Annotated in this window: 22 protein-coding genes; 9 read left to right on the forward strand and 13 right to left on the reverse strand. The window is 62.6% G+C overall.

Features of this window, described 5'->3' with window-relative positions; genetic code table 11:
• Positions 1 to 2: 2 nt before the first annotated feature.
• Positions 3 to 1,562 (reverse strand): amino acid permease, encoded by a 1,560-nt coding sequence (locus ATN37_RS09665; RefSeq protein WP_218695070.1) that lies wholly within the window; start codon positions 1,560 to 1,562, stop codon positions 3 to 5.
• Positions 1,563 to 1,759: 197 nt separating this feature from the next.
• Between ATN37_RS09665 and ATN37_RS09670 the strand changes: the two genes are divergently transcribed.
• Positions 1,760 to 2,491: a TetR/AcrR family transcriptional regulator gene (locus ATN37_RS09670; RefSeq protein ID WP_054188193.1), complete on the forward strand. Its 732-nt coding sequence runs from the start codon at positions 1,760 to 1,762 to the stop codon at positions 2,489 to 2,491.
• Between the two features lie 12 nt (positions 2,492 to 2,503).
• On the opposite strand, the gene ATN37_RS09675 is transcribed toward ATN37_RS09670, so the two are convergent.
• On the reverse strand, positions 2,504 to 3,058 hold the full coding sequence (locus ATN37_RS09675) for a transglycosylase family protein (RefSeq protein WP_003944949.1): 555 nt from the start codon (positions 3,056 to 3,058) through the stop codon (positions 2,504 to 2,506).
• Positions 3,059 to 3,498: 440 nt separating this feature from the next.
• Here ATN37_RS09675 and ATN37_RS09680 point away from each other — a divergent pair, with 440 nt between their 5' ends.
• Complete coding sequence (locus ATN37_RS09680; RefSeq protein ID WP_058038739.1) at positions 3,499 to 4,146, forward strand: hypothetical protein; 648 nt, start codon at positions 3,499 to 3,501, stop codon at positions 4,144 to 4,146.
• Positions 4,147 to 4,163: 17 nt separating this feature from the next.
• On the opposite strand, the gene ATN37_RS09685 is transcribed toward ATN37_RS09680, so the two are convergent.
• The 3 genes from ATN37_RS09685 to ATN37_RS09695 are packed head-to-tail and all read right to left on the reverse strand — an operon-like array spanning position 4,164 to position 8,245.
• On the reverse strand, positions 4,164 to 5,846 hold the full coding sequence (locus tag ATN37_RS09685) for an ATP-binding cassette domain-containing protein (RefSeq protein WP_218695072.1): 1,683 nt from the start codon (positions 5,844 to 5,846) through the stop codon (positions 4,164 to 4,166).
• Between the two features lie 15 nt (positions 5,847 to 5,861).
• A complete protein-coding gene (gene kstD / locus ATN37_RS09690; RefSeq protein WP_165639240.1) occupies positions 5,862 to 7,625 on the reverse strand; it encodes a 3-oxosteroid 1-dehydrogenase in 1,764 nt (587 codons plus the stop codon).
• Positions 7,625 to 8,245 (reverse strand): TetR/AcrR family transcriptional regulator, encoded by a 621-nt coding sequence (locus tag ATN37_RS09695; RefSeq protein ID WP_030536452.1) that lies wholly within the window; start codon positions 8,243 to 8,245, stop codon positions 7,625 to 7,627. Before ATN37_RS09695 ends, kstD begins: the two co-directional genes overlap by 1 nt.
• A gap of 466 nt (positions 8,246 to 8,711) precedes the next feature.
• Between ATN37_RS09695 and ATN37_RS09700 the strand changes: the two genes are divergently transcribed.
• The 3 genes from ATN37_RS09700 (at position 8,712) to ATN37_RS09710 (ending at position 11,614) form a co-directional block, all read left to right on the forward strand.
• Positions 8,712 to 9,767: a serine/threonine protein phosphatase gene (locus ATN37_RS09700; RefSeq protein WP_030536453.1), complete on the forward strand. Its 1,056-nt coding sequence runs from the start codon at positions 8,712 to 8,714 to the stop codon at positions 9,765 to 9,767.
• A gap of 81 nt (positions 9,768 to 9,848) precedes the next feature.
• Entirely contained in the window at positions 9,849 to 10,823 is a 975-nt protein-coding gene (locus ATN37_RS09705; RefSeq protein ID WP_042919882.1) for an ABC transporter ATP-binding protein, read from the forward strand.
• Positions 10,823 to 11,614 carry an ABC transporter permease subunit gene (locus ATN37_RS09710; protein ID WP_007732982.1) on the forward strand — a complete coding sequence of 264 codons (792 nt, stop codon included), beginning with the start codon at positions 10,823 to 10,825 and terminating at the stop codon, positions 11,612 to 11,614. Before ATN37_RS09705 ends, ATN37_RS09710 begins: the two co-directional genes overlap by 1 nt.
• Positions 11,615 to 11,813: 199 nt before the next feature.
• Here ATN37_RS09710 and otsB read toward each other — a convergent pair whose 3' ends face one another.
• Positions 11,814 to 12,602, reverse strand: a complete 789-nt coding sequence (otsB, locus tag ATN37_RS09715) for a trehalose-phosphatase (RefSeq protein WP_256933199.1) — start codon at positions 12,600 to 12,602, stop codon at positions 11,814 to 11,816.
• Positions 12,603 to 12,775: 173 nt separating this feature from the next.
• Here otsB and ATN37_RS09720 point away from each other — a divergent pair, with 173 nt between their 5' ends.
• Both ATN37_RS09720 and ATN37_RS09725 read left to right on the forward strand, forming a co-directional pair.
• Complete coding sequence (locus ATN37_RS09720; RefSeq protein ID WP_047269350.1) at positions 12,776 to 13,105, forward strand: type VII secretion target; 330 nt, start codon at positions 12,776 to 12,778, stop codon at positions 13,103 to 13,105.
• The gene (locus tag ATN37_RS09725) at positions 13,102 to 14,334 is read left to right on the forward strand and encodes a hypothetical protein (protein ID WP_308125200.1); all 1,233 of its coding nucleotides are present in this window, start codon (positions 13,102 to 13,104) and stop codon (positions 14,332 to 14,334) included. The genes ATN37_RS09720 and ATN37_RS09725 overlap by 4 nt, the downstream gene beginning before the upstream one ends.
• A gap of 12 nt (positions 14,335 to 14,346) precedes the next feature.
• Here the strand turns inward: ATN37_RS09725 and ATN37_RS09730 are convergent, their stop codons facing one another.
• From ATN37_RS09730 to ATN37_RS09745, 4 genes are all read right to left on the reverse strand, one after another.
• Complete coding sequence (locus ATN37_RS09730) at positions 14,347 to 15,336, reverse strand: malate dehydrogenase (RefSeq protein ID WP_042919887.1); 990 nt, start codon at positions 15,334 to 15,336, stop codon at positions 14,347 to 14,349.
• Between the two features lie 66 nt (positions 15,337 to 15,402).
• Entirely contained in the window at positions 15,403 to 16,032 is a 630-nt protein-coding gene (locus tag ATN37_RS09735; RefSeq protein WP_218695075.1) for a hypothetical protein, read from the reverse strand.
• Complete coding sequence (hisS, locus tag ATN37_RS09740) at positions 16,022 to 17,293, reverse strand: histidine--tRNA ligase (protein ID WP_007732972.1); 1,272 nt, start codon at positions 17,291 to 17,293, stop codon at positions 16,022 to 16,024. Before hisS ends, ATN37_RS09735 begins: the two co-directional genes overlap by 11 nt.
• 15 nt (positions 17,294 to 17,308) lie before the next feature.
• The gene (locus ATN37_RS09745; RefSeq protein WP_007732970.1) at positions 17,309 to 17,989 is read right to left on the reverse strand and encodes an MBL fold metallo-hydrolase; all 681 of its coding nucleotides are present in this window, start codon (positions 17,987 to 17,989) and stop codon (positions 17,309 to 17,311) included.
• Between the two features lie 195 nt (positions 17,990 to 18,184).
• On the opposite strand from ATN37_RS09745, the gene ATN37_RS09750 reads away from it, so the two are divergent.
• Together ATN37_RS09750 and ATN37_RS09755 are read left to right on the forward strand one after the other, a co-directional pair.
• A complete protein-coding gene (locus ATN37_RS09750) occupies positions 18,185 to 19,066 on the forward strand; it encodes a peptidylprolyl isomerase (RefSeq protein WP_003943303.1) in 882 nt (293 codons plus the stop codon).
• Positions 19,066 to 19,878, forward strand: a complete 813-nt coding sequence (locus ATN37_RS09755; RefSeq protein WP_374103512.1) for a peptidylprolyl isomerase — start codon at positions 19,066 to 19,068, stop codon at positions 19,876 to 19,878. Before ATN37_RS09750 ends, ATN37_RS09755 begins: the two co-directional genes overlap by 1 nt.
• Positions 19,879 to 19,930: 52 nt before the next feature.
• Here ATN37_RS09755 and ATN37_RS09760 read toward each other — a convergent pair whose 3' ends face one another.
• From ATN37_RS09760 to ATN37_RS09770, 3 genes are all read right to left on the reverse strand, one after another.
• Positions 19,931 to 22,342, reverse strand: a complete 2,412-nt coding sequence (locus tag ATN37_RS09760; RefSeq protein ID WP_003943344.1) for a bifunctional (p)ppGpp synthetase/guanosine-3',5'-bis(diphosphate) 3'-pyrophosphohydrolase — start codon at positions 22,340 to 22,342, stop codon at positions 19,931 to 19,933.
• Positions 22,343 to 22,440: 98 nt separating this feature from the next.
• Positions 22,441 to 23,019: an adenine phosphoribosyltransferase gene (locus tag ATN37_RS09765; protein ID WP_165638376.1), complete on the reverse strand. Its 579-nt coding sequence runs from the start codon at positions 23,017 to 23,019 to the stop codon at positions 22,441 to 22,443.
• Complete coding sequence (locus tag ATN37_RS09770; RefSeq protein WP_218695076.1) at positions 23,016 to 24,746, reverse strand: ABC transporter substrate-binding protein; 1,731 nt, start codon at positions 24,744 to 24,746, stop codon at positions 23,016 to 23,018. The genes ATN37_RS09765 and ATN37_RS09770 overlap by 4 nt, the downstream gene beginning before the upstream one ends.
• Positions 24,747 to 24,748: the final 2 nt, after the last annotated feature.

Raw genomic sequence — 24,748 nt, forward strand, 5'->3', positions numbered from 1 at the left:
GGTCAGGCTCCGATCGTGACGGGATTCGGGGTGGCGCGGCCACGTGGGAAGCAAGCGACTCCCAGCCCCACGACCAGCGCTACCGTGATGGGCGCGGCCCACTGCAGAATGGGGTACTCCCCGGTGGGGTTGAAGATCTCGGCTCGTGGCCAGGACAGGTTGATCACCATCAGCGCGCCGTACACAACCGCGGCGATGTTGACCGGAATTCCCCAGACGCCCAGGGAGAAAAGCTTTTTGCCTTCGGCGTCGAACTTGGGGCCGACTGCCGTGCGAGGCCATCCCTTGAGACGCTGAACCAGCAGCGGCACGGTCACCATGAGGTAGGCCAAGTAGATCAAGATGATGCATACGCTGGACAGGGTTGCAAAAATTGCCGAGTTGCCCACGTTGACGGCCAGGACGGCAATGCAGACCAGACCGATGAGGACGGACGGCGCGATAGGTGTTCCGGTGCGGGGGTTGACCTTTGCCAGTACCTGCGAGGCAGGAAGCCGCCCGTCGCGGGCCATCGAGAACATCAGCCGTGAAGCAGCAGTCTGAATGGCCAAGGTGCACACGAACACTGCGATCGAGACGTCGATCAACAAGACCGTGCCCCACGGGGAACTGAGAATCGATGTCAGTACGTACGGCAAACCTTCCGTGGCCAGGCGTCCGTCGGTGAGTGAGGGCGCTGCCATCAACGCGCCGAGGATCATCAAGCCGCCGCCGAGCGCGGAAGCGGACAGTGCAAGCCGGATCGTACGAGGTGCGACGCGTCGGGGGTTGCGGGTCTCCTCGGCCAGTTCGCCTGCCGAACCGAAGCCGACCATGACGTAAGCAGCCATCAGTCCGGACATGATCCACGCCCAGGCGTATCCGGGCTGACCGCCGGCACTGCCGGTGTCGAAGACGACGTCCGGTCCGCGCTGAGCGTGGGTGAAGAACATCCCGATCACTGCGATGACACCGACGATTTCGCAGGTCACGCCGATGTTGTTGATACGCGACATCCAGTTGACGCCGATGCAGTTGATAAAGGTGGTCAGAACCAGAAGTACCGATCCGAGCAGCACGGCGTTGGCGGCACCACTCGATGCGGTGAGTGCGCTGTCCTCGCCGATGATCTGGAACCCGCTCCACACATTGGGGAGCACGACCTGCAAGGCGATCGCGGCGGCCGATGCAGTGACGATCTGAGCGAGAATCATGAACCAACCGGCGAACCAGCCGACGATCTCACCACCCATCCGCCGCGACCACTGGTAGATGGCACCCGAAATCGGATATCTGGCAGCAAGTTCCGCGAAGTTGAGAGCGACCATGAACTGACCGATGAAGACGACCGGCCACGTCCAGAAGAATGCCGGACCCGCGAAACCGAAACCGAGGCCAAACAATTGGAAGATCGTGGTGAGGATGGAGACGAAGGAGAAGCCCGCGGCGAAAGACGCGAACTTTCCCAGCGATCGATGCAGCTGCTGCTCGTAGCCGAACTCCGCGAGGTCACCGTCGTCGTGAGGCGAAGAGGCGAGTGCGGATGCGGTGGTGGGCTGCGCAGCCGGGGTGGTTGCACTCAACGGCGTACTCCTTCGGCGAAGCGATTCAGAGGCGAATAACTGTCGATTGATAGTTTTCGCGAAATCCACTCGCCGCAGGTGACGCCCGCGTATACGATTCGCCTGATTCTGTAACAGGCTCGTTGAGTACGTTTCGAGCACGTGACCGAATGCTCACAGCGGCGGCCATCCCGCACGTAAGGCCGCAGCCTGCCACTATGGAAGGCGTGACCAACGCCGGCCCCGGACGACCCCGCCTGACCGCTCGCCGACGCCCGGGTGGCACTGCCCGGGCGGAGATCTTGGATGCAGCCGCTGAACTGTTCACCACCCGAGGCTTCGCCGCGACGTCCACACGCCACATCGCCGAAGCAGTCGGAATGCGTCAGGCGTCGCTGTACAACCATTTCGCCACCAAGGACGACATTCTGGTTGCACTGCTCGCCGACACCGTGACGCCGGCGCTCGACTTCGCGGAGAATCTCAGGCCACTCGACACCGCACCCGAGGTGAAGCTTTACGCACTTTCGTACATCGACGCGGCACAACTGATCACCGGACGGTGGAACCTCGGCGTCCTTTATCTCTTACCGGAACTGAGAAGTGACAGGTTCATGTCGTTCCGAGCCGATCGCGATCGGCTTCGCGAGCAATACCGGGCACTCGCCCAGGATGTGCTCGACGCGATTGACGATCCATCATCAACGCACCTGGCCGAGCTTCCGTTTCGCCTGGTAGAAAGTGTGATCAGCGCGCGAGCCGACGCGCTCGAAGGCACCCCGATTCCCGACGCCGCTGTCATCGCCGGGTCGGCGCTGCACATTCTTGGGTGGCGCCAGGATCTTGACCCCATCCATACGGAAGCGGCAACGATCATTGCGAACGCAGAAACGCCGAAATTGTCCGGGGCTGCATCAGCTCCGGACAATTTCGACGCATTGAGGACCTAAACGGCCACGAGACTAGACCGAGAGGGACTGTCCCGGGAAGATCAGGTTGATGTTCGGAACCTGGCTGGCGAGGTTCTCGAGCGAGATGCCGTGTGCAGCAGCGATCTTCGACAGGGTGTCGCCTGCCTTGACCACGTAGTTGCCGCTTCCGGTGCTTGCTGCCGGAGCCGACTCGACGGAAGCCTCAGCGGTGACGGGGGCGGCTGCGGCCTCGTAGTTGCCTGCGGTGGTGCCGGTGGTCAGGTACTGACCGCAGACGGGCCATGCGCCGACGCCCTGGCCTGCGAGAACGTTCTCGGCGACACGGATCTGCTCGGCCTGGCTGGCGTTGGCAGCGTTGCCCGATCCACCGAATGCGTTCCAGGTGCTCTGCGTGAACTGCAGACCACCGTAGAAGCCGTTTCCGGTGTTGGCGGCCCAGTTACCGGAGGACTCGCAGTTTGCGACTCCGGACCAGTCGTGGCCGGCTGCCGAAGCGGTGCCGGTGCTCATGGCGAGCGGGATCGCGACGACTGCGCCTGCGGTTGCAACTGCGCCGAGGGCGCGCTTGAAGGTGATGCTGGTCATTGGGTAAATCCTCTCCGCTACCGCGGACGAGGTCGGCCCGGACGCTTTCACGTCTAGTCGATCGACTCGTCTGTTTCACTCCTGCCCCGCGAAGGTTTCGGGAGTACCGGACCCGCGGGGCAGAAGCACGCAGTTGCGGGTCGGTGTTTGCCCGGTAGTTTCGGGCTGTCAACGACCGTAGGTGATGGTCACGGATTGGTCACGGGGCAGTTTTCCGGCACTGCCGTACCAGATTCAGTCGAGTTTCAAGAAATAACCACAGGTCAACTAGTTGATTCGAGGTTCAACCATACCGATCGTTATCCGTCCGTTATGTGTCAACCGTCACTGCGATTTTGTGACCCACCGCACCGAAAAAGGCCGTGTCGGACCACGAAGGAGCCCCCTTCGGATGTTAAGAGATTCCTGGCAACGGGCAAAAACCAACCGCCCCAATCGTTATGGAGAATCAACTGGTGATCATCGCAGTAGAAGGACCCAGCGCCGCCGGCAAGACCACTTGGTGCCGAGCCCAGATGACGAATGAATCGGTCGTCGAGGAATTCGTGGCCGAATATCAGCCCACCGGGTTCGAACCGGATGGAACCAACCTCGAAGTGCAGGCAAGTTACTGGACAACGGTCAATTCGAAGCGATGGTCGCAAGCGGAAGATCTCGAAGCGAGAACCGGTATCGCGCTCTGCGACAGCGACCCGCTGAAACTGCACTACAGCTGGTGTCTCGCTGCGGTGGGCGCAGCACCTCGGGAGCGATTCGAGTACGAGCTCGCGGCAGTCGAGACAGCTTTCGAGCACCTCGAACTGGGTTTCGCGGATCTGACCGTCATCTCGATACCGTCACCGGGGCAGCTTCTACTTCAGCGCGAAGGAGACCCCAGCCGCCGACGACGGCATTTCGAGCTTCACGCGGCGCTCGCCGAGCCCCTCACCCACTGGTACTCGGCGGTGAACAGGGTAGATCCAGGTCGCGTTGTGTGGCGCTTTCCGACACAGCTCGATCTTTCGCGCTGTCCCCCGCCTCGATCGGATCGCAGCGATCCGGGCCTCCTTCGCGCGATGATCAACGAGCTGCCGCCTCTCCCCAGGTAGGGAGTGGCTGCTCGATCTCAGCGCGCTCGTTCGACCCTGGCCTCGTCCCACACCGGCGACTCGCTCTCGTACACGTTCCCATCCGATCCGAAGACGAGGAACCTGTCGAACCCGCGCGCGAACCAGCGATCGTGCGTGACCGAGATGACCGTGCCGGCAAACTGAGCAATGCCCTGCTCGAGCGCGTCAGCCGAATGAAGGTCAAGGTTGTCGGTCGGTTCGTCGAGCAACAACATCGTGGCGCCGGAGAGCTCGAGGAGCAGGATCTGCAATCGTGCCTGCTGACCGCCGGACAGGTCGTCGTACTTCTGTTCCGCAGCTTGGGACAATCCGTAACGGTCCAGCGCGCGGCTCGCCGCTTCGCGTCCCATTCCGCTGCGGTGTTCGTCGCCCATGTGCAGGATCTCGAGCAGCGTGTTTCCGGTCAGATCGGGCCTGGAGTGTGTCTGCGCAAACAATCCGGGACGTACCCGGGCACCCAGCGTCGCATTACCCCCGTGCTCGACCGGCGCGATGTCGAGCGCCTCGACGGGCAGATGCTCGCTCCCCGGATCGGTCCCCCCACCCGCCAAGAGCCGAAGGAAATGCGACTTTCCGGATCCATTGGAGCCCAGCACGGCAACCCGATCTCCGTACCAGATCTCGGTGTCGAAAGGCTTCATCAATCCGGTCAGCTCGAGATCTTGACATACCAACGCGCGCTTGGCGGTTCGCCCGCCCGCCAGCCGAACCGTCACCTTCTGCTGAAGTGGAATCGCTTCGGGTGGCCCTGCCTCCTCGAACTTCGCCAACCTGGTTTGCGAGGCGTGATACCGCGCAGCGACGCCGTCGTTGAACTTGGCCTTTTCACGCAATCGCAGAACCAGGGCACGTAATTTCGCGTGCTCCTCGTCCCAGCGTCGGCGCAGTCCTTCGAATCGAGCGTTGCGATCCTCGCGGGCTTGGTGGTAGCTGGCCAGCCCAGCGCCGTGCGTCCACGACGTTGCGCCGCTGATTCCGGGCTCGAGCGTCACGATGTGGGTGGCCGCGTTGGCGATCAGTTCGCGGTCGTGGCTGACGAACAAAACCACTTTCGACGATTCCGAGATCGTCTTTTCCAGCCATCGCTTGCCCGGAACATCGAGGTAGTTGTCCGGCTCGTCCAGTAGGAGTGCGTCGTCGGGCCCAGCGAACAGTGCTTCGAGAACCAACCGTTTCTGCTCGCCACCACTGAGGGAGTTGGCCGCGCGCCACTTCGCACGGTCATAGGGAACACCGAGAGCCGCGGTAGTGACCTTGTCCCAGAAGTCTTCGGTCTCGTAGCCGCCCACGTCGGCCCAATCGGCCAGCGCATGCGAATACTTCATTTGAGTTGATTCCTCGTCGCGCTCGATCATCGCGGTTTCTGCCGTATCGAGCGCCAGTGCTGCGTCCCGGATCCGTGCCGGCGAGACGGACAACAGAAGATCGCGCACGGTGGACTCGTCGCGAACCTGGCCGACGAATTGCCGCATCACGCCCAGTGTTCCGGATCGAGTGACAGCGCCCTCGTCGGCGACGGCGTCTCCGGCGATAATGCGAAGCAACGTCGTCTTACCAGTCCCGTTGGGCCCGATCAGTGCAGTTTTTGCACCGTTGCCGACCCGAAAGCTGACACCGCTGAGCAGTTGCCGACCATCAGGGAGAAAGTAATCGACGTCGGCGATGTTGAGGTGGGTCACGCTGTCAAGAGAACCCTACCCACGACGATCTGCCAAACCATTATTCCTGCCTTCGGTCTCGAGCTCACTACCGTCACGGGATCGACCGACCGCATCGAGCGCCGCCAGATATCCGAAAACCATTGCGGGACCGATAGTTGCACCTGGACCGGCATAGGTATGACCCATCACCGGCGAGCTGGTGTTACCTGCCGCGTAGAGCCCGTCGATGACCGAACCGTCGGCGCGCAACGCTCGCGCGCGAGCGTCCGTGTTGATGCCGCCTTTGGTCCCCAGGTCTCCAGGCACCATCTTCGCGGCATAGAACGGACCCTTCGTAAGTTCTCCGAGGCTGGGGTTGGGCTTGTTGGTGCAGTCGCCGTAGTAGTGGTCGTATCTGCTTGTCCCACGGCCGAAGTCGCGATCGACTCCGTCGCGCGCGTGACTGTTGAATCGTGTGATGGTGGCGGACAGCGCATCGCCCGGCACTCCGATCTCGGCAGCGAGTTCGGCAATCGATCCAGCTCGCACAATCGCACCCGATTCGATCCACGACCGAGGTATCGGCCTGCGCGCCGGAACCCCCGCGAACAGGTAACGGTCACGGTACGTCTGATCGAAGATCAGCCAAGCCGGGATGTTCTCAGCGGGTCCTTCACCTCGGCCGTACTTTCCGCCGAACATGGCGTGTGCCGCTTCGACATAGGGAAGTGACTCGTTCATGAAGCGCTGACCGCTGGCGTTGACCATGAGGCTGCGAGGCAGCGAGCGTTCCGCCAAGGCGAACCACGGGCCTTTGGGCAGTGGAATCGACGGGGCCCACCACGCGTCGTCCATGTACGAAATTGCGGCGTCGACGCGTAGAGCTGCACGGATGCCATCCCCGGTATTGGTCGGTGCCCCGAGAGTCCACTGCGCGCTACTCGGCCGTCGCTGGTACTCGCCTCGCATGTCGTCGTTGTTGTCGAACCCGCCACACGCGAGGATGACACCGCATCGAGCGTGCATGGTGGTCTGCACTCCCCCGGACTCGAGTCGCACACCCACGACACGATCACTGTCGGTCACCAAATCCACAAGCCTCGTCCCGAGCTCCACCGTCACTCCGGCGTCCCGAACTCCGAGCATCAGTTCGGCCATGAGCGCCGGCCCGAGCCCGATCAGCTTCTTCCTCCGAGCTCTTGCGGCCAGAGATCTCATTCCTACCCGAAGCATCCGCACCGGACCCCGCCAATGCCGGATCCCCGTGCTCAGCCAACGGTAATCAGATTGTTGGACAACCATGTTGAGCGGAACCTTCATGTACGGCGGATGAAGTGTCGCAAGATCGTCGCCCAGAGCTCGCGCGTCGAACGGGCGCGGCTCGCACGAGCGGCCGCTTGCACGTCCGCCAGGTGCCTCGGGAAAGTAGTCGGAGTAACCCTTCACCCATTCGAGCTCCAACGCAGAGTGACGAATCAGGAAATCGAGGGCTTCCGGACCCCGATCGAGATACGTGTCGATTCGGTCGGCGTCTGCATCCTCTCCGACAATGCTCTTCAGATATGTTCGCGCAGAGTCGATATCATCTTTCGGTGCCTCGCGGCGAAGTATCGAGTTTCCCGGAATCCACACGCCGCCCCCGGACCGGGACGACGAACCGCCCCAGTATTCGGACTTCTCCACGAGTATCGTCGAGAGTCCGTTGCGGGCTGCGGTGATGGCTGCAGACATGCCGGCAGCCCCCGATCCGACAACAACGACATCCACTACGGGCACATCTACTACGGGCGGCACGGCGCCCTGAGAGTTCTCGTCCATCACTGGTCACGACCTTTCGTGTCATCTTCGTCCTGCGTGTGCCACCGGGATCCCCGAACTGCGTCGAGTGCCCCCTCGACGCACACGGGAAGTGATGCCCCGCGCTTGTGAGGGTTACGTATCCATTGCCGATAACCGAACTCCGCCGCTGCCAACATCAAATGAACGAGAAGTCCTGGACGGCTGTCATTTTCCGGATCGAGGTACATCCGTTGTGCCACCAACTCGACCAACCGATCACGATGCTCGGGCGCGATCAGGGCGACTCGATCCATCAGGTGCGGCGCGGTGCGGAACGCTGCTCGCCACTGATCGATCTCCGAGGACTCGAAAGCATTGGAGCGTTCCAGGATTGCCCGCGAGATCGCAAGATCAGCCGACTCGGATGCCGGGCGATCCTCGAGCAGCGTCACGATTCCGGCGCCGCCCTGCCTGACCGGATCCAACAGCAGATCCTCCTTGTTACGAACGTGCCGGAAGTACGTACTCGCCGATACCCCCGCTGCCGCCGCAATCTGCTCGGTGGTCACATCCTCGAAACCGTCACGCGCGAACAGATCGAATGCCGCACGTTGAATGTCTGCTCGCACCTGCAACCGCTGTCTCTCCCGTAGTGACATCAGCAACGTCCTCCCGCCTCGGCCGAGATCCGGCCATTCTCGATAATGCGAGTCTCACCTATTGTGACAGTCACTGTCAATATCCAATTCTCTGTCAGATATCAGCAGACCCGGGCACATCGTTGACAGGGCATTCGATGCCACGACAAGCTTCGAAGATGAAGCGATGGGGACCGAATCGAGACGTTTCTCCAACAATTTGTCGATGCGGGGCTTCAAGGCGCGGTCACCGAAGCGTATTTCGGTGGTCCACTCTGGCGCATGACCCTGCTCGCCCGTTTCGACGACCGAGCCCTTGGCCCCGACGGCGCCGTCATCTATCGAAATCGAACAGTGCTTCTCGTTCGGACCAAGTGGGAAAGATCATCGAGCAAGAGGACTACTACGAGGACACCGCCAGAATCGGTGACTTCGACAGGCGGCTCCGCGAAATCGAAGCCGGACGAGCCTGTGGCACAGTCGTGGGATGACAGACGTCAGGATTGACCGTCACCGAAAGCTGTCGGCGTTCCTGTCTTCCCAGAACGATGTCGAACTGGCCCGACTGGTCGACACCGTTCAAATCTCGAGTGTCGGCGTAGGTGGCGCCGCAGGAGTGATCAGGGTCTATGACAACAGGCTCAACGGCGTTCCGGTATTCACCAAACGCATCCCACTGAGCGTGCGGGAAATCGCCGAGGTGGGCTCTACTTCCAACCATTTCGATCTGCCGACGTTCTGCCAGTACGGCATTGGTGGCCCAAGCTTCAACGCCTGGCGAGAACTGGCCGCGAACATCGTGGTCACCGATGCCGTTCTGGCCGGCGAAACACAGTCGTTCCCAATGCTTTACCACTGGCGGATACTTCCCGGACGTTCGCCCGTTGCGGCCGAACACGCCGACATCGATTCCGTTCACACCGCCGGCGCCAGCCGTGAAGTGCGGACCCGTCTCGAAGCGCTTGCCGCTGCGCCGTGCAGCCTCGTACTGTTCTGCGAGTACATCGAACACCCGATCTCGAATTGGCTGGAAGACAACCCGTCCGCCAAAGCTGCCGAAGTCGAGCGACAGTTTTCGGAGATCGTGGCATTCTTGCGCGATCGACAGTTGCTGCACATGGACGGACATTTCGGCAACATGCGCACCGACATGGAGCGGATCTATCTCACCGACTTCGGACTGGCCACATCCCCACACTTCGACCTGTCGACTGCCGAGCACGACTTCGTCCGGCGCCACGCCACTCATGACGCCGACTACGCCGCCATGCTTCTGGTCAACTGGCTGGTGACCGAGGTCTGCGGGGTACCGAGGCCGACGAGCGGCGGACCAGTCGCCCGCAACCAGTACGTACGACGATGCGCCACAGGTCATATTCCAGGTGATGTGACACCAGAGGTGGCCGCGATCGTGACACGGCACGCGCCCGTCGCTGCGAGGATGAACGACTTCTACTGGCGATTGTTCGACGGCGACTTCGATGCGCCCTACCCGCATGCCGCGCCAGTTCCGACTTCCGGTCGAGCACAGGGTTTTCCCTGAACTGCCGTATTCACATCTCAGGGTTCATGTCATCCTCGGGACCGATGTGCTGGTCAGTGCCGGTAGGGCACAGTTCTCCTCATGATTGAACTGAGGGGATTGACCAAGGTTTACGGACCGACGAAAGCGGTGGACGACTTGTCGTTCACGGTCAAGCCGGGCATCGTGACGGGCTTCCTGGGCCCGAACGGTGCAGGCAAGTCGACGACGATGCGGATGATCCTGGGTTTGGATCAGCCGACGTCGGGTGCGGCGTTGATCGAGGGCAAGCCGTACCGCGAGCTCAAGACGCCGTTGCGGACGGTGGGTGCGTTGCTGGATGCGAAGTGGGTGCACCCCAATCGCAGTGCGCGTGCACATCTGCAGTGGATGGCTGCTTCGAACGGGATCCCGAAGTCCCGCGTCGACGAGGTGCTCGGGTTGGTCGGATTGTCCGAGGTGGCGGGCAAGAAGGCCGGCGGGTTCTCGCTCGGTATGTCGCAGCGTCTGGGGTTGGCGGGTGCGCTGTTGGGGGATCCGAAGGTGTTGTTGTTCGACGAGCCGGTCAACGGTCTCGATCCGGAGGGCATCGTCTGGATTCGTAAGTTCATGCAGCGGTTGGCGGCCGAGGGCCGCACGGTGCTCGTGTCGAGTCACCTCCTGTCGGAGATGGCGCTCACGGCGGAGCAGTTGGTGGTGATCGGTCGGGGTCGGTTGATTTCGGATTCGACGGTCGCGGAGTTCGTGGATCGTTCGTCGGAGTCGACGGTGCGCGTGCGCAGCCCACAATTGGACGCTCTCCATGCCGCATTGACTGCCCAGGGACTGACTGTCCGCGAGGAACATTCAGGATCGGAGCCGGTGTTGGTGGTCGTGGATTCGACCACCGATGTGATCGGTGGTTTGGCTGGTTCGCAGGGAATCGTGTTGCACGAGTTGGCTTCTGTGCAGGGATCGCTCGAGGATGCGTTCATGAAGTTGACCGGGGACGATGTCCAGTACCACGCATCCGGTATCGATCCGGGCGCCGGAGCCCACCACGCAAACACACAGCACGCTATGGGAGGTGCACTGTAATGGCTGTTCTCAGTGCTGAACGTATCAAGATCACCACGACCAAGTCGCCGCTGTGGTGCACGATCACAATCATCGTCCTAGGGTTGGGCGTCGCCTGGATGATCGGGCGTTCGTCGAGTTCGAGCATTCAGGCGTACAACGACGAAGCCGCATCAGGAACTCCTGATTTCGAGAAATTCCTCCCCACGTTCAACGACGCGGGGCTAGGAGTATCCGGATTCGGCGTCATGGTCCTGATGATCATGGCGGCGCTCGCGATCACCAGCGAGTACCGCTTCGGCATCATCCGTACCACCTTCCAGGCCATCCCGAGTCGGGCTTCGGTTCTGATCGCCAAAGCCTGCCTGATCGGGGCTTTCGGCGCGGTGCTGTCCTTCGTTCTCATGCTCGGCGCGGTATTCATCACCAAAGCTGCGGCAGGCTCTGAAGGTTCCACCAATCTGGCACTGGACAACGCCGACGCCTGGCGCGCCGTTTACGGCGTACCGATCTTCGCGTTCCTCTGCGTTGCCCTTGCCATCGCCGTCGGAGCACTCCTTCGTCAGTCCGCAGGCGCCATTGCACTACTGCTGCTGTGGCCACTGCTCATCGAGAGCCTGTTCGGCATGTTCGGATCCTTCGGCAGAAACGTCACACCGTTCCTCCCGTTCGCCAACGCCGACCACTTCCTCTCTTCGGGTTCGAGCACCAATTTCCATTGGGGCCCTTGGGGAAGCTTGTTCTACTTCGCAGCGTTTGTGCTGGTGATATTCGGAATCAGCATCGCCGTCGTCAACAAGCGCGACGCCTGACCGAGTCGCAAACCGACCAAGACCAAAACTGGCCGCACCGGAGCCCTTCCGGTGCGGCCAGTTTCGCGTTGACAGAACCCGCAGCGCTTGTCGATCACGCCAAGGAACAGGGCACGCGCGGGTTCGCGTCACTCTGCCCCGCGGACGCGGCACCTCGAAATAAGACCTGGTCGAGTTCCTGGCAGACTGACCTTACGCGTCAGCGTTCCAGTTGCGCGGCAAGCTCTTTCATCCAATCGAGGAATGCCTGCGGGCCGTCGAACTGGACGCCGTCGACAGCAGCCACTTCCGGTGCGATGTCGTCGCCCTTGACCACCAACGCTTCTCCACCCGAGGCAAGGACAGCGGCAAAGGCCGGTAGGTCACCCCGGTCGTCGCCCGCGTACGCGACGACGTCGACCCCTGCGGCCGCGATCGCGCGAAGGAGGCCTGTCCCCTTGTCCTCCTCAACGGGTGGGCGCAATTCCTCGACCAACTTGCCGGGCTCACGCCGCAACCCGGTCAGGCTCGCGATTTCTGTCGTCGCTGCTTCCACCAGGCGCTGCGCGACCGCACGATCCGCGGCCCGACGCCAATGCACGGCCACCGCAAGGCCTTTGCTCTCGACATGGATGCCAGGAACTGCCGGAGAGTCGAACAAGCGACGCAATTCGGCTTCTGCTTCGGCGACAGCATCACTGAACGCCGCGACGGCCGGAAGCACGTGGATTCCGTCGTCCGTCCAGGTCTCGACGCCGTAGGAACCCATGAGCACAACGGAATTCAAGCTGAGCCGCTCTCGCAAGAACGACACAGGCCGTCCCGAGAGCAAGCCGACAACACCGAGATGCTCGGCCAGGGTCGCAAGCACGTCTTCGGCGCCGGGCAGTAGCGCACTCGCCGACGGATCGTCGACGATGGGTGCAAGCACGCCGTCGAAATCCATCACCAGTCCACAGCGAGCTGGATCGGACGTGAGTCGGAGGATGACGTCCGAAGCGGTTCGCATGGTTCGAGTGTGCCAAATCGATCGCACTCGCAATACCAACACCGGAGCCGAATGTAATCTCTGCCACTTCGTCCAGGTTGTCCGGAACCGCTGAGTAGGTCGCGTCGTCTCCCTGTAAGGGCCCACAGTGGTCCGCTAAAGTTCTCACGACGCTTACCAACTGGGGGGTAATGATGAGCGAATTGACTGTCGCCACTGACGGCATCCGAAAGTACGGCTCGACGTCGACCGAAGCGGCAGGACGCATCGCGCAGGCCGCCGCCGTCGATCTGGGTGCAAACATCGCAGCAGTCGCACCGGCCGTGGGCCCCGTCGGGATCGAATTTCTCGAAGCATTCGCGCGCGCTCAGGCCACACACACCAAAGATGTTGCAGCACTCGCCACGTTCTACGCCGGCAACGCCGCGACGGCCGGTGCAGCCGCGCAGGCCTACGACACCACAGATCATGCAATCGCAACAGATCTGACCGCTGCGGCCGGATCGACGGGCACGACCGCGTGAGCACCGAAGACGACTCGACAACCGTCATCGAATTCCTTCACGGTGGCGCTCCTGCCCCGGTACTGCCGAACAATGTGGTCGAATCGATGCTCGCCGGCATACCGGTACCGGCACTCCCCGGAATCGAAGATCTGTTCGCGCCCTTGATCGAACTCGGGAAGAGTCTCGGCACAGGCACTTTTGCGGGCATCGATCCCGTCGGCATCTTCGATCAGGCGTCCACTCTCATCGACCACGCCATGGGACTGTCCCGAAGCGCGGTCGCCGACGTGGGCCAGACCTGGAACAGCACCGGCAGTGACGCCGCGACCGAACTGTCGCGATCCGCCCAGAACAGCGGCGCAGAATTGAGCGAACGCGGAACCGCGATATCGAAAACTGCTGCCGCCGCCGCGGAATCGGTGCAGCGAGGCAACGCGAATCTCGCGGCAATCGCGCAGTCCTTCGCCACCACGGTTGCAGCTGCCGCGCCCATCGCGTGGACACCACCAGGACAGGCGATGTTGCTTGCCTCGGCAGCTGAACACATGCAGGCAGCCGTCGCGGCGGTGACTCGGACGCGCGGGGAGATGCTCGGGCACACCGCAGCCATGAACGCCCTTGCCGGACCGATCCCCGTGCCGACCCCACCGACCAGTGAGGCACTCTCCAACCTGATCACTGCGGAGGCAATCAACAACGCCGCCCGTCAGATCGCCCAACCTCTGTCTGCCTCAACCGATGCCGGTGATGCGCCGTACTCCACCCACCCGGACTCCACTCAGCCAGGCACCGAGGCTGTTCGAACCTCGGCTGCACAGGCCGGCGCCGGGCTTCCGACCGGCGTCGCCAAGCTGTGGGGCGCAGGCAATCCGTCGACGTCACTCGCAGCCGGCGCGTCGCCGTCACCCAGTGCGACGGCAAGCTCTGGCGGAGCATGGCTGAGCGGAAGCGGCACTATCGGCGGAATGATGAGAGGCGCAGCGGGAGTTGCTGCAGCTCAACCGGTTCCAATAGCAACGCCCGGCCTGGGTGCACCGTCGTCGGTGGCCGGCAATGCTGGCATGTCGCCGGGCGGCATGCTGGGCGGTGGACCCCGCGGATCTCGGGACGACGAGTCGCCACGCACTACCCCGAGGTATCTCGTCACTGCCGGCGACGAGAATTCGATGGTCGACGATCTGCCGATGGTGTCGCCGCCCGTGCTCGGGGCTGACGATCCCGATCAGTACCTGTTCCGAGATCTCTGATCAAGACAAACCTCAGACGAAGCCCAACTCCCGCACCGCCGCACGCTCCTGCTCCAGTTCGCTGACGGACAGGTCGATCCGTTCGCGTGAGAAGTCGTCGATCGCGAGGTCGGGAACGATAGCGAACTCGCCATCGGCACAGGTCACAGGGAAGGAAGAGACCAATCCTTCGGGCACTCCGTAGGAACCGTCCGAACAGACGGCCATGGATACCCAGTCGTCCTCGGCGGTACCGATCACCCAGTCGCGGACGTGGTCGATCGACGCGCTGGCCGCACTCGCCGCAGAGGACGATCCCCGCGCAGCGATGATGGCGGTGCCTCGCACCTGCACAGTCGGGATGAAATCGTTCTCCACCCAGTCGCGGTCGTCGATCACCGCGAGTGCAGGCTCACCTGCGACAGTCGCGTGGGACAGGTCCGGGTACTGCGTCGCCGAATGGTTTCCCCAGACGGACACCTTGCGCACCGACGACGCACGAACCCCGGTCTTCTTCACCACCTGCGCGATCGCTCGGTTGTGGTCGAGACGTGTCAGCGCACTGAACCGAGCATCGGGCACGTCCGGTGCATTGTTCATCGCGATGAGCGCGTTGGTGTTGGCCGGGTTTCCCACGACCAGCACCTTGACGTCCGAGGCTGCGTTGTTGTTGATCGCCTTCCCGTGCGCTGTGAAAATCGCGCCGTTCGCACTCAGCAAGTCGGCACGCTCCATCCCCTTGCTCCGCGGACGTGCGCCGACCAGCATCCCGACGTTCGCGCCGGAGAAGGCGACATCGGGATCGTCGGTGATGTCGATGGAGCTCAGCAACGGAAATGCGCCGTCTTCGAGTTCCATCGCAACGCCTTCGGCAGCGGACACGGCGGCAGGAATCTCGAGCAGTCGAAGTTTGATCGGGACGTCAGCGCCGAGCATCTCCCCCGCAGCTATGCGGAAAAGCATTCCGTATGCGATCTGACCCGACGCTCCGGTTACCGTGACGGTTACGGGCGCAATACTCATTGCCGACTCCTCACCTGCCGTTTTCACGACTGTCCGTTCTACAACGCTGTAAGAACGGTTTCCACGCTAGTCGAGTAAACCGGCCACTTCGTGGTCTGTCAGTGTGGTTCTCGGCACTCGTCCCTCCGCCGTCACGAGTTCGACGGCGCGGTAGAGCGGACGCTCGGCGAGTCCGGCGCCGCGGGCTTCGGCACGCAACTGTTCGATCAGCACCGAGGACAACGCGGCAGCCGGTACCAACTCGCTGGCCGCCAGCGCGTCGGCGAGCTTGCGGAGTGCAAGGATCTCCAACTCGCGCCCACCCCCCGCGGTATACAGCGCGAGCGGGATCCGCACGGTGGACCGTCCGTCGCCGAACGTCAAGCTGACTTCGCTGATCCGGCCGGATCTCACCGTCAATGCCGCCGTGAGTACCTCGGCCACGTCGACGACGTTGGTTCGAAAACCAGCTTGCGCACGAACTCTGTTGCCGTACAACGTGATGTGCCGGCGCAGCGTCATCAGGATCGCCAGTGACGTCGGCACCGCGATGACGGCACCGACGATCACTCCAACGGTCGCCGTCGAGAACACACTGACGATCAACCCGACGACCACACCGAACACCACGACAACAACGGCGAACTTCTTCAGCCGCGGCGCGATCAATGCCACGGGAACCAGATCGAGCGAAACCGGTTCGGCCTCAGTGCTCAACGAGTTCCCCGAGCTTGTCGACAACCTGGTCGAGCGCCACTGTCTCCTGCTCACCTGTTGCCAACTGTTTGACAACGACAACGCCCTCTTCGAGTTCACGCTCGCCGAGAACCAAAGCGATCGCGGCACCCGAACGATCAGCTGCCTTCATCGAGCCCTTCACGCCACGGTTTCCGTACGCCAGGTCGACGCGAATCCCATTGGCACGCAACTGATGTGCGATCTTCACCAGTGCAGCCTTCGCCTCGGCACCCATCGGTACACAGAAGACGTCGACACGCGCCGGTGGCGCAACGGACTTGCCCTCGGCCTCGAGCGCGAGAACCGTGCGGTCGACGCCGATTCCGAACCCGATGCCCGAGAGCGGCTGTCCACCCAGCTGTTCCATCAGACCGTCGTAACGACCACCACCACCGATTCCGGACTGCGCACCCAGTCCGTCGTGCACGAATTCGAAGGTTGTCTTGGTGTAGTAGTCGAGGCCGCGGACCATGCGCGGGTTGACGACGTACGGAACGCCCAATGCGTCCAGGTGCGCTAGCACCTCGTCGAAGTGCGCCTTGCAGCTCTCGGACAGGTGATCGAGCATGAGCGGTGCGCCCGCAGTCATCTCACGAACATCCGGGCGCTTGTCGTCGAGCACGCGGAGCGGGTTGATCTCGGCCCGTCGACGCGTGTCCTCGTCGAGTGGGAGTGCAAAGAGAAACTCCTGCAGCAGTTCGCGATACTGCGGCCGGCAGGTGTCGTCACCGAGAGAGGTGATTTCGAGGCGGAAGCCGTCGAGCCCCAACGACCGGAATCCGGCGTCGGCGATCGCGATGACCTCAGCGTCGAGCGCGGGGTCGTCGATCCCGATGGCTTCGACGCCGACCTGCTGCAACTGGCGGTAGCGACCGGCCTGCGGGCGCTCGTAGCGGAAGAACGGGCCCGCGTAGCTGACCTTGACCGGCAACTGTCCACGATCGAGGCTGTGCTCGATGACCGCACGCATGACTCCGGCGGTTCCCTCGGGACGCAACGTCACCGAACGGTCACCGCGGTCGGCGAATGTGTACATCTCTTTGCTGACGACGTCGGTCGACTCACCGACACCGCGAGCGAACAGGCCGGTGTCCTCGAAGATCGGCAATTCGATGTGGCCGTATCCGGCCAACCTCGCGGCGCGCGTCAAACCGTCACGAACGGCGACGAATTCGGCTGACTGCGGCGGAACGTAGTCCGGAATGCCCTTGGGTGCAGAGAAGGTGCTGGCTTTACTCACGAGAGGTACTTTTCCTTATTCTTGTGCGCTGAGTCCAACGAGAAACGGATTCGAGCTTCGCTCGGCGCCGATCGAACTGTTTCCGCCGTGCCCGGGCAGGACCACTGTCTCGTCACCGAGTACCAATAGCTTGCGGGCGATCGAAGCGAGCAACTGCTCGTGATTTCCGCCGGGCAGGTCGCTGCGCCCGATGGAACCCTGGAACAGGGTGTCACCGGTGAACGCCAAATCGACGGGCCCGCTCTCGGTGTTCGCCTGGGTGCGGAACACCACCGATCCCTGCGTGTGCCCGGGTGTGTGGTCCACGACGAACGTCATTCCGGCCTCGGTGATCTTGTCTCCGTCGGCCAGTTCGATCACCTCGTCCGGCTCCACGAACGTCATGCCTTGAATGAATTCCTTCATCGTCGGGCCGATCCCCCGTGCCGGATCGCTGAGCATGTAGCGATCCTCGGGATGGATGTACGCGGGTACGGAATACCGCTCACAGACCTCGCGGGCCGACCACACGTGATCGAGATGACCGTGCGTCAGGAGTACCGCCGTGACCGACATGTCCTTGGAGTCCAAATATTCGAAGAGCGGCTCAGCTGCATCCTGACCCGGATCTACGACTACGCACTCGCACGCGTCGTCCTGAGCGAGTATGTAGCAGTTGGTTTGGAACATCCCGGCCGGAAAACCAGTGACGAGCACGGGGGCAACTCCTCTTCGAAGGGTGGAAACGAACAACACGCTGTCGGTTACAGCCTAAGCTGCTGCCCCGCCAGTAAGTTCTCAGGTTGCAATGGGAGACTCTGACGACGAGTAGAGCCGCTTGCCGAAGCCGACCCCCAGGGTGTCGCTCGGCCGGCCGACCACGATCCACCCGCGATACGGAGGACTACAGCAGTGCCGAGTAACGAGCAACGCCGCGAGGCGGCGAAACGCAAGCTCGAGCGTCAGCTCGAACGTCGCGCAGAACGTGCCCGCAAGCGCAAGCAGATGACGATAGCCGGAACTGCGCTCGGCGTGGTCGTCGTAGTCGGCGTCGTCGGTGGACTCATCTGGCTGAGCAATCGCAGTGACGACGACGCGAACACCACCAACACTGCTGCCGACGACTCGAGCCTCACGCCACAAACCGCGGGTGCAATGCCGGCCGGTCTGTCGACGCCACTGGCCGACACGGTTTCCTGCTCGTATCCAGCCGACGGCGCTACCGCGTCCAAGGCCAACAACCCTCCTCGTACCGACGGGATTCCCACCACCGCGCCGGACGCGACGCCGAGCATCAGCGTCGAGACCTCGCAGGGAAACATCGGGCTCACACTCGACGGAACGAAGTCTCCGTGCACGGTCAACAGCTTCGTGAGCTTGGCGCAGCAGGACTACTTCAACGACACCACCTGCCACCGCATGACGACGAGCCCCTCGCTCCAGGTGCTGCAGTGCGGTGACCCGTCCGGCACCGGCACCGGCGGACCGGGCTACGGCTTCGACAACGAATTCCCCACCACGGCGTATTCCACCACCGACCCGGCAGCGCAGGAGCCCGTCACCTACGCGCGCGGCACGGTTGCGATGGCCAACACCGGGGCACCCGGTAGCAACGGCAGCCAGTTCTTCCTCGTCTACGGCGACTCACAACTCCCCCCGCAGTACACGGTTTTCGGCACGATCGACGAAACCGGGCTCGCCACTTTGGACAAGGTCGCGGCCGGCGGATCGACGCCAGAGGGTGACGGCAAGCCGAATCTGACCACCGACATCAAGACAGTAAGGCTCGACTGATGCGACCTAAACCTGTGATGCGCTTTCCTGTAGTTATTGCCGCCGCAAGCGCCGCGGCGCTGCTTCTGGCTGGTTGTTCCAGTGATTCCGGTAGCTCGGACTCGCCGTCCAGCACCTCCAAGGCGAAGACGACAACGGCTGCCATGCCGCCGCTCGACATGTCACAGTTCGACGCACTCCCGCCTGTCCCGACTCCGGCCTCGGCGACCGTCGACTGCTCGTACCCGAGCGCGGCGGGTGCAGCAAAAACCGTCAATCCGCCGAACTCCACGGGTGTGTCCACCGAGGGAACCGTCAACGTCGCGCTCACGACTACGGCCGGCCCGATCGGGATGGAACTGAACCGGGCGGAAGCCCCCTGCACGGTCAACAGCATCGTGAGCTTGACCGAGCAGAAGTACTTCGACGACACCCCGTGCCATCGACTCGTCACCACACCCGGTCTACAGATCCTGCAGTGCGGCGATCCCTCGGGCAAGGGCACGGGCGGACCGGGCTATGGCTTCGACAACGAGTACCCGACCACTGCCTACCCGGCTAACGATCCGGCACTCTCCTTGCCTGCCGTCTACCCCCGCGGCACGCTGGCAATGGCCAACTCGGGTAAACCGGGCAGCAACGGCAGTCAGTTCTTCCTCGTCTACGAGGATTCGGTCTTGCCGCCCAACTACACGGTCTTCGGAAAGATCGACGACGCCGGCCTGGCGACGATCGAGAAGATCGCGGCCGACGGCGACGACGGTGGCATGGGAGCAACCGGCGGCGGTGCACCCAACACCCCGATCACCATCGAGACTGCAGTAGTCGCCTGACCCCCTGTGCGCCTTTATTAACCGCCCGCGGTTAATAAAGGCGCACAGCAGTTTACGAGGCAGAGGTCACGCGGTAGACGTCGTAGACGCCTTCCACGTTACGAACCACGTTGAGAACATGACCCAAGTGCTTCGGGTCACCCATCTCGAAGGTGAACTTGCTGATCGCCACTCGGTCACCTGAGGTGGTGACCGAGGCCGACAGGATGTTCACCTTCTCGTCGGCCAACGCCTTGGTGACGTCGGAAAGCAACCGATGACGATCGAGCGCCTCTATCTGGATCGCGACCAGGAACACCGATGTCGCTGACGGTGCCCATTCGACGTCGATGATTCGCTCCGATTGATCGTGGAGCGAGTTGGCGTTGGTGCAGTCGGTACGGTGCACGCTGACCGCGCCGCCACGCGTGACGAAGCCCAGAATCGAATCGCCCGGTACCGGCGTGCAACACTTCGCGAGTTTTGCCACCGTGCCCGGTGCTCCGGGAACCAGAATTCCGGAGTCACCCGTACTGCGGGTGCGCACCGGCATGGTCGACGGCGTCGAACGCTCGGCCAGTTCCTCCTCGACGGCGCCGACGCCGCCCAGATGAGCAACCAGTCGCTGCACGACGTGGTGCGCCGACACCTGACTCTCGCCTACGGCCGTGTACAACGCCGAGACGTCGGGATAGCGAAGTTCGTGCGCGATCGTGCTCATCGATTCGGCATTCATCAACCGCTGCAACGGAAGTCCCACACGGCGGACCTCCTTCGCGATCTGATCCTTGCCGGACTCGAGCGCCTCCTCGCGGCGTTCCTTCGCGAACCACTGACGGATCTTCGCCTTGGCACGCGGCGAGACGACAAACGTCTGCCAATCACGGCTCGGCCCGGCGGTGGCAGCCTTCGACGTGAAGACCTCCACCACTTCGCCGTTTTCGAGAGTTCGTTCCAGCGCGACCAGTCGGCCGTTGACCCTGGCACCGATGCATCGGTGCCCGACCTCGGTGTGCACCGCATACGCGAAATCGACGGGGGTCGATCCGGCAGGCAACGTGATGACGTCGCCCTTCGGCGTGAAGACGAAGATCTCCTTGACCGCGAGGTCGTAACGCAACGATTCGAGGAACTCCCCCGGATCGGCCGCTTCACGTTGCCAGTCGAGTAGCTGACGCATCCACGCCATGTCGTCGACCTCGGCGATGTCGCCCGCGTGCTTGCCCTTGGTCTCCTTGTACCGCCAGTGCGCGGCGATACCGAACTCCGCGGTCCGGTGCATGTCCTGGGTCCGGATCTGGACCTCCAGGGGCTTGCCTTCCGGTCCCACGACGGTGGTGTGCAGCGACTGGTAGACGCCGTAGCGCGGCTGTGCGATGTAGTCCTTGAAGCGTCCGGCCATCGGCTGCCACAGCGAGTGGACAACACCGACCGCGGCGTAACAGTCACGCACCTCTTCGCACAGAATGCGCACGCCGACCAGATCGTGGATGTCGTCGAAATCGCGGCCCTTGACGATCATCTTCTGGTAGATCGACCAGTAGTGCTTGGGCCGGCCCTCGACGATGGCATTGATCCGCGAGGCGGACAGAGTCGAGTTGATCTCGGCGCGAACCTTGGCCAGATAAGTGTCTCGAGAGGGCGCGCGATCGGCGACCAGTCGAACGATCTCGTCGTACTTCTTCGGGTGCAGGATCGCGAACGAAAGGTCCTCGAGTTCCCACTTGACGGTCGCCATTCCGAGCCGATGCGCAAGTGGTGCAATGACTTCGAGAGTCTCACGCGCCTTACGTGCCTGCTTTTCGGGCGGCAGGAATCGCATCGTGCGCATGTTGTGCAGACGATCCGCAACCTTGATCACGAGCACGCGCGGGTCCCGCGCCATCGCGATGATCATCTTGCGGATGGTTTCGCCCTCGGCTGCGGTGCCCAGAACGACCTTGTCGAGTTTGGTGACTCCGTCGACGAGATGAGCGACCTCGTCACCGAAGTCCTTGGTCAACTCTTCGAGTGAGTAACCGGTGTCCTCGACGGTGTCGTGCAGAAGGGCTGCGACGAGGGTGGTGGTGTCCATACCCAACTCGGCCAGAATGCTTGCGACGGCCAACGGATGCGTGATGTACGGATCGCCGGACTTGCGCCGCTGGCTCGAATGTCTGTCCTCGGCGACGTCGTACGCACGCTGGAGCAGCGCGAGGTCGGCCTTCGGATACAGCTCACGGTGGAGGCTGACCAACGGCTCGAGCACCGGGCGGATGGTGGCGTTGCGCTGACCGGTGATGCGTCGAGCAAGCCGAGCGCGCACCCTACGGGAGGCGGAAGCGGGCACGGCCAGATTCTGCCCACCCCGATTGCCGGTAGTTTGCGCAGATCCCGAATCGTCGGGCACCGCGGACTTCGATGGTGTCGTCTCCGGAGCCGGAACTGCACCCGTCTCCTGCGACACTGCACCCGAGTTCTGTGATCGATCAAGATTCGACGTCATGTCGCCACCTCCTACCACCGAGTTGGTTGAGGCAACCGCCCTGCATCGGGTAATTGCCCTGGAGGTCTAACTCGACCCCCAGGAGACAACTTTAATACTCAGACCTTCACCAGTGATGTCAGTGGGTACTTCAAGAAGCGATCTCGACCGCGCAGTTCCTCGATCTCGAGCACCACTGCGACGCCGACGACGTTCGCTCCACCCAACTCGACCAACTGTACAGCCGCCTCGAGTGTCCCTCCGGTAGCCAGAACGTCGTCGATCACCAGAACATTCCGCCCGGTGAGATCGAAGCCGTTTGCGGGAATCTCGAGAGTCGAGGATCCGTACTCGAGGCTGTACGAACGAGAGAGCACCGGCGGCGGCAGTTTGCCGACCTTCCGCACGGCAACGACTCCCGCACCCATCTTCGCGGCCGCACCGGCACCGAGCAGGAATCCACGAGCATCGACGGCGGCGATCGTGTCGGCGTCCGGAGCACAGGAGACAAGGGCATCGAGCACGGCCCCGAACCCCTCGGCGTCGGCGAACACCGGAGTCAGATCGGCGAACCGAACACCGGGACCGGGAAAGTTGTCAGCCCAGCGGGTCAGCCGAACAACGGCGTCCCCGGCAGCCCGGTGGATTGCGATCAATTCTTCAGTCGTGTGCAAGGCAACACCATTCGAGACGCTCATCTGCGTAGTACCCATCTGTCCATGTTCCAGCCGGTAGCGGCCCGAGTCGGATTGACCAACACTGCCGACATGCCTGGAGCTACAGCGACAGTTCGTAGTTGATTGAACAGTGGAATCGTAGGCACCTGGGTCCACAGGATGTTCTCCGCCTCCACCGAGAGTCCCAATTGCGCACTCGTGCTCGCATCCACGTTCAACTGATCGATGATCTGATCGATCCTGGCATTTCCGTACGTACCGAGGTTTGCGCCGTTGCCCGATCGCAGCGCTCCACCCGCGTCGATCATGCTCGCTGTTCCGCCTGCGCCGACTTTGCCTGCCATACCGGAAAGCACGGCGTCGACTCCCCCAGTCTGCAGACTCGCAGGATCGAAGCTGTCGCTACTTGCGTCCTCGACCGTGATTCCCGCCGGAGCACACGCGGCTTTCGCTTCGGAGACGATCTGCGCCCGAACCGGGTCCGGTGCGAGGTACCCGACCCGGACGGTCAACTGGTCGAGGTCGGCTTCCGACAACGACGTCTTCGCAGCCTCGATGTCGGCATTGGCGTACCGATCACCGTCGACCGCAGCGGCGTCGCTGTAAACGAGTGAATCCGGCGCCATCAGTCGCGAATCGACCACGCCGGAACCCAAACCCGCCTGCGGCGCATTCTCCGTCTGCCCGAACTTCTCGAACAGAGTCGTACGCGGAACACAATGCGCGAACGCTCGACGGGCGGCTTCGTCGCCCAGCGAACCAGAGGTCGCGAGAACGAACTGCTCGATCGACCGCGACGGAATCTGTTGGACGTCGAACCCGGACGGAGTACCGAGTTCGCCAGCCGAGCCGGAAGCGACGTCGACTACCTCGATCGAGTTCTTGTCGAGATCCTCGGTCAGATTCACACCACGTGGCCAGACGACGATGCGATCGGTCGCAGGCTTGTTGCCCCACCACCGCTCGTTCGCGACCAGCACCAGGCCGTCGTCGGTACTGTACGAGTCGATTCGATACGGACCAGCGGAGGGCAGTACGGAGGTGTCCACCTGACCTGGAGTCAGGTTCCACCCGGTGTTCCAGAAGTCCGCGATCTTCGACAACGCTTCGGTGTCACCGGCATTCACCGCGCTCACCACGTCGCTGACACCCGTGCGCTGCGTCACGACGTGTGAAGGCATCAACGCAGTCGCACCGAACAACGACCGCCAATCGGTGAACGATCGCCCGGGTTTGAAGAACACCGTCGCGTCCTTCGCCCCGCTCTGGCAGTCGATCCGGTCGATGTCCGCGTATCCGAGATTGTTCGCCGTGTCGAACATGGGCTTCACGGCACCATCGACGTCTTCGGTGAACTTGCCACTCGACGCCGCCCAGGTGAGGACGAGATCGTCACAGGACATCGGAATCCCGTCGGAGTACACGGACGCCGGATTGAGCTTGTACGAGACCGTGAGCACGTCACCGGGCAACTCAGACGCCGTTCCGATGTCGGTGTCGGAGACAGGTGCTCCGGCCGGGCCGGTGAACGTGAAGCCGGGAAGCACCCGGCCGAACGCGGCCATCGCCCCGGACACCGATCCAGCTGTCGTGTTGGCGTTGTACGTGGAGATGGAGTTGTCGATGGCATATCCGATGGACGGAACCTGCTCGGCGCTTTCCGAGCAGGCCGCCAACGAACCCGCAGCCACAGCGGTGGCCGCAACGAACGTCATCGATCGAACCAGTGTGCGTGTTCTTGGGAGCATGT

Source organism: Rhodococcus sp. MH15, assembly GCF_019266045.1.
Lineage (GTDB): Bacteria > Actinomycetota > Actinomycetes > Mycobacteriales > Mycobacteriaceae > Rhodococcus_F > Rhodococcus_F qingshengii.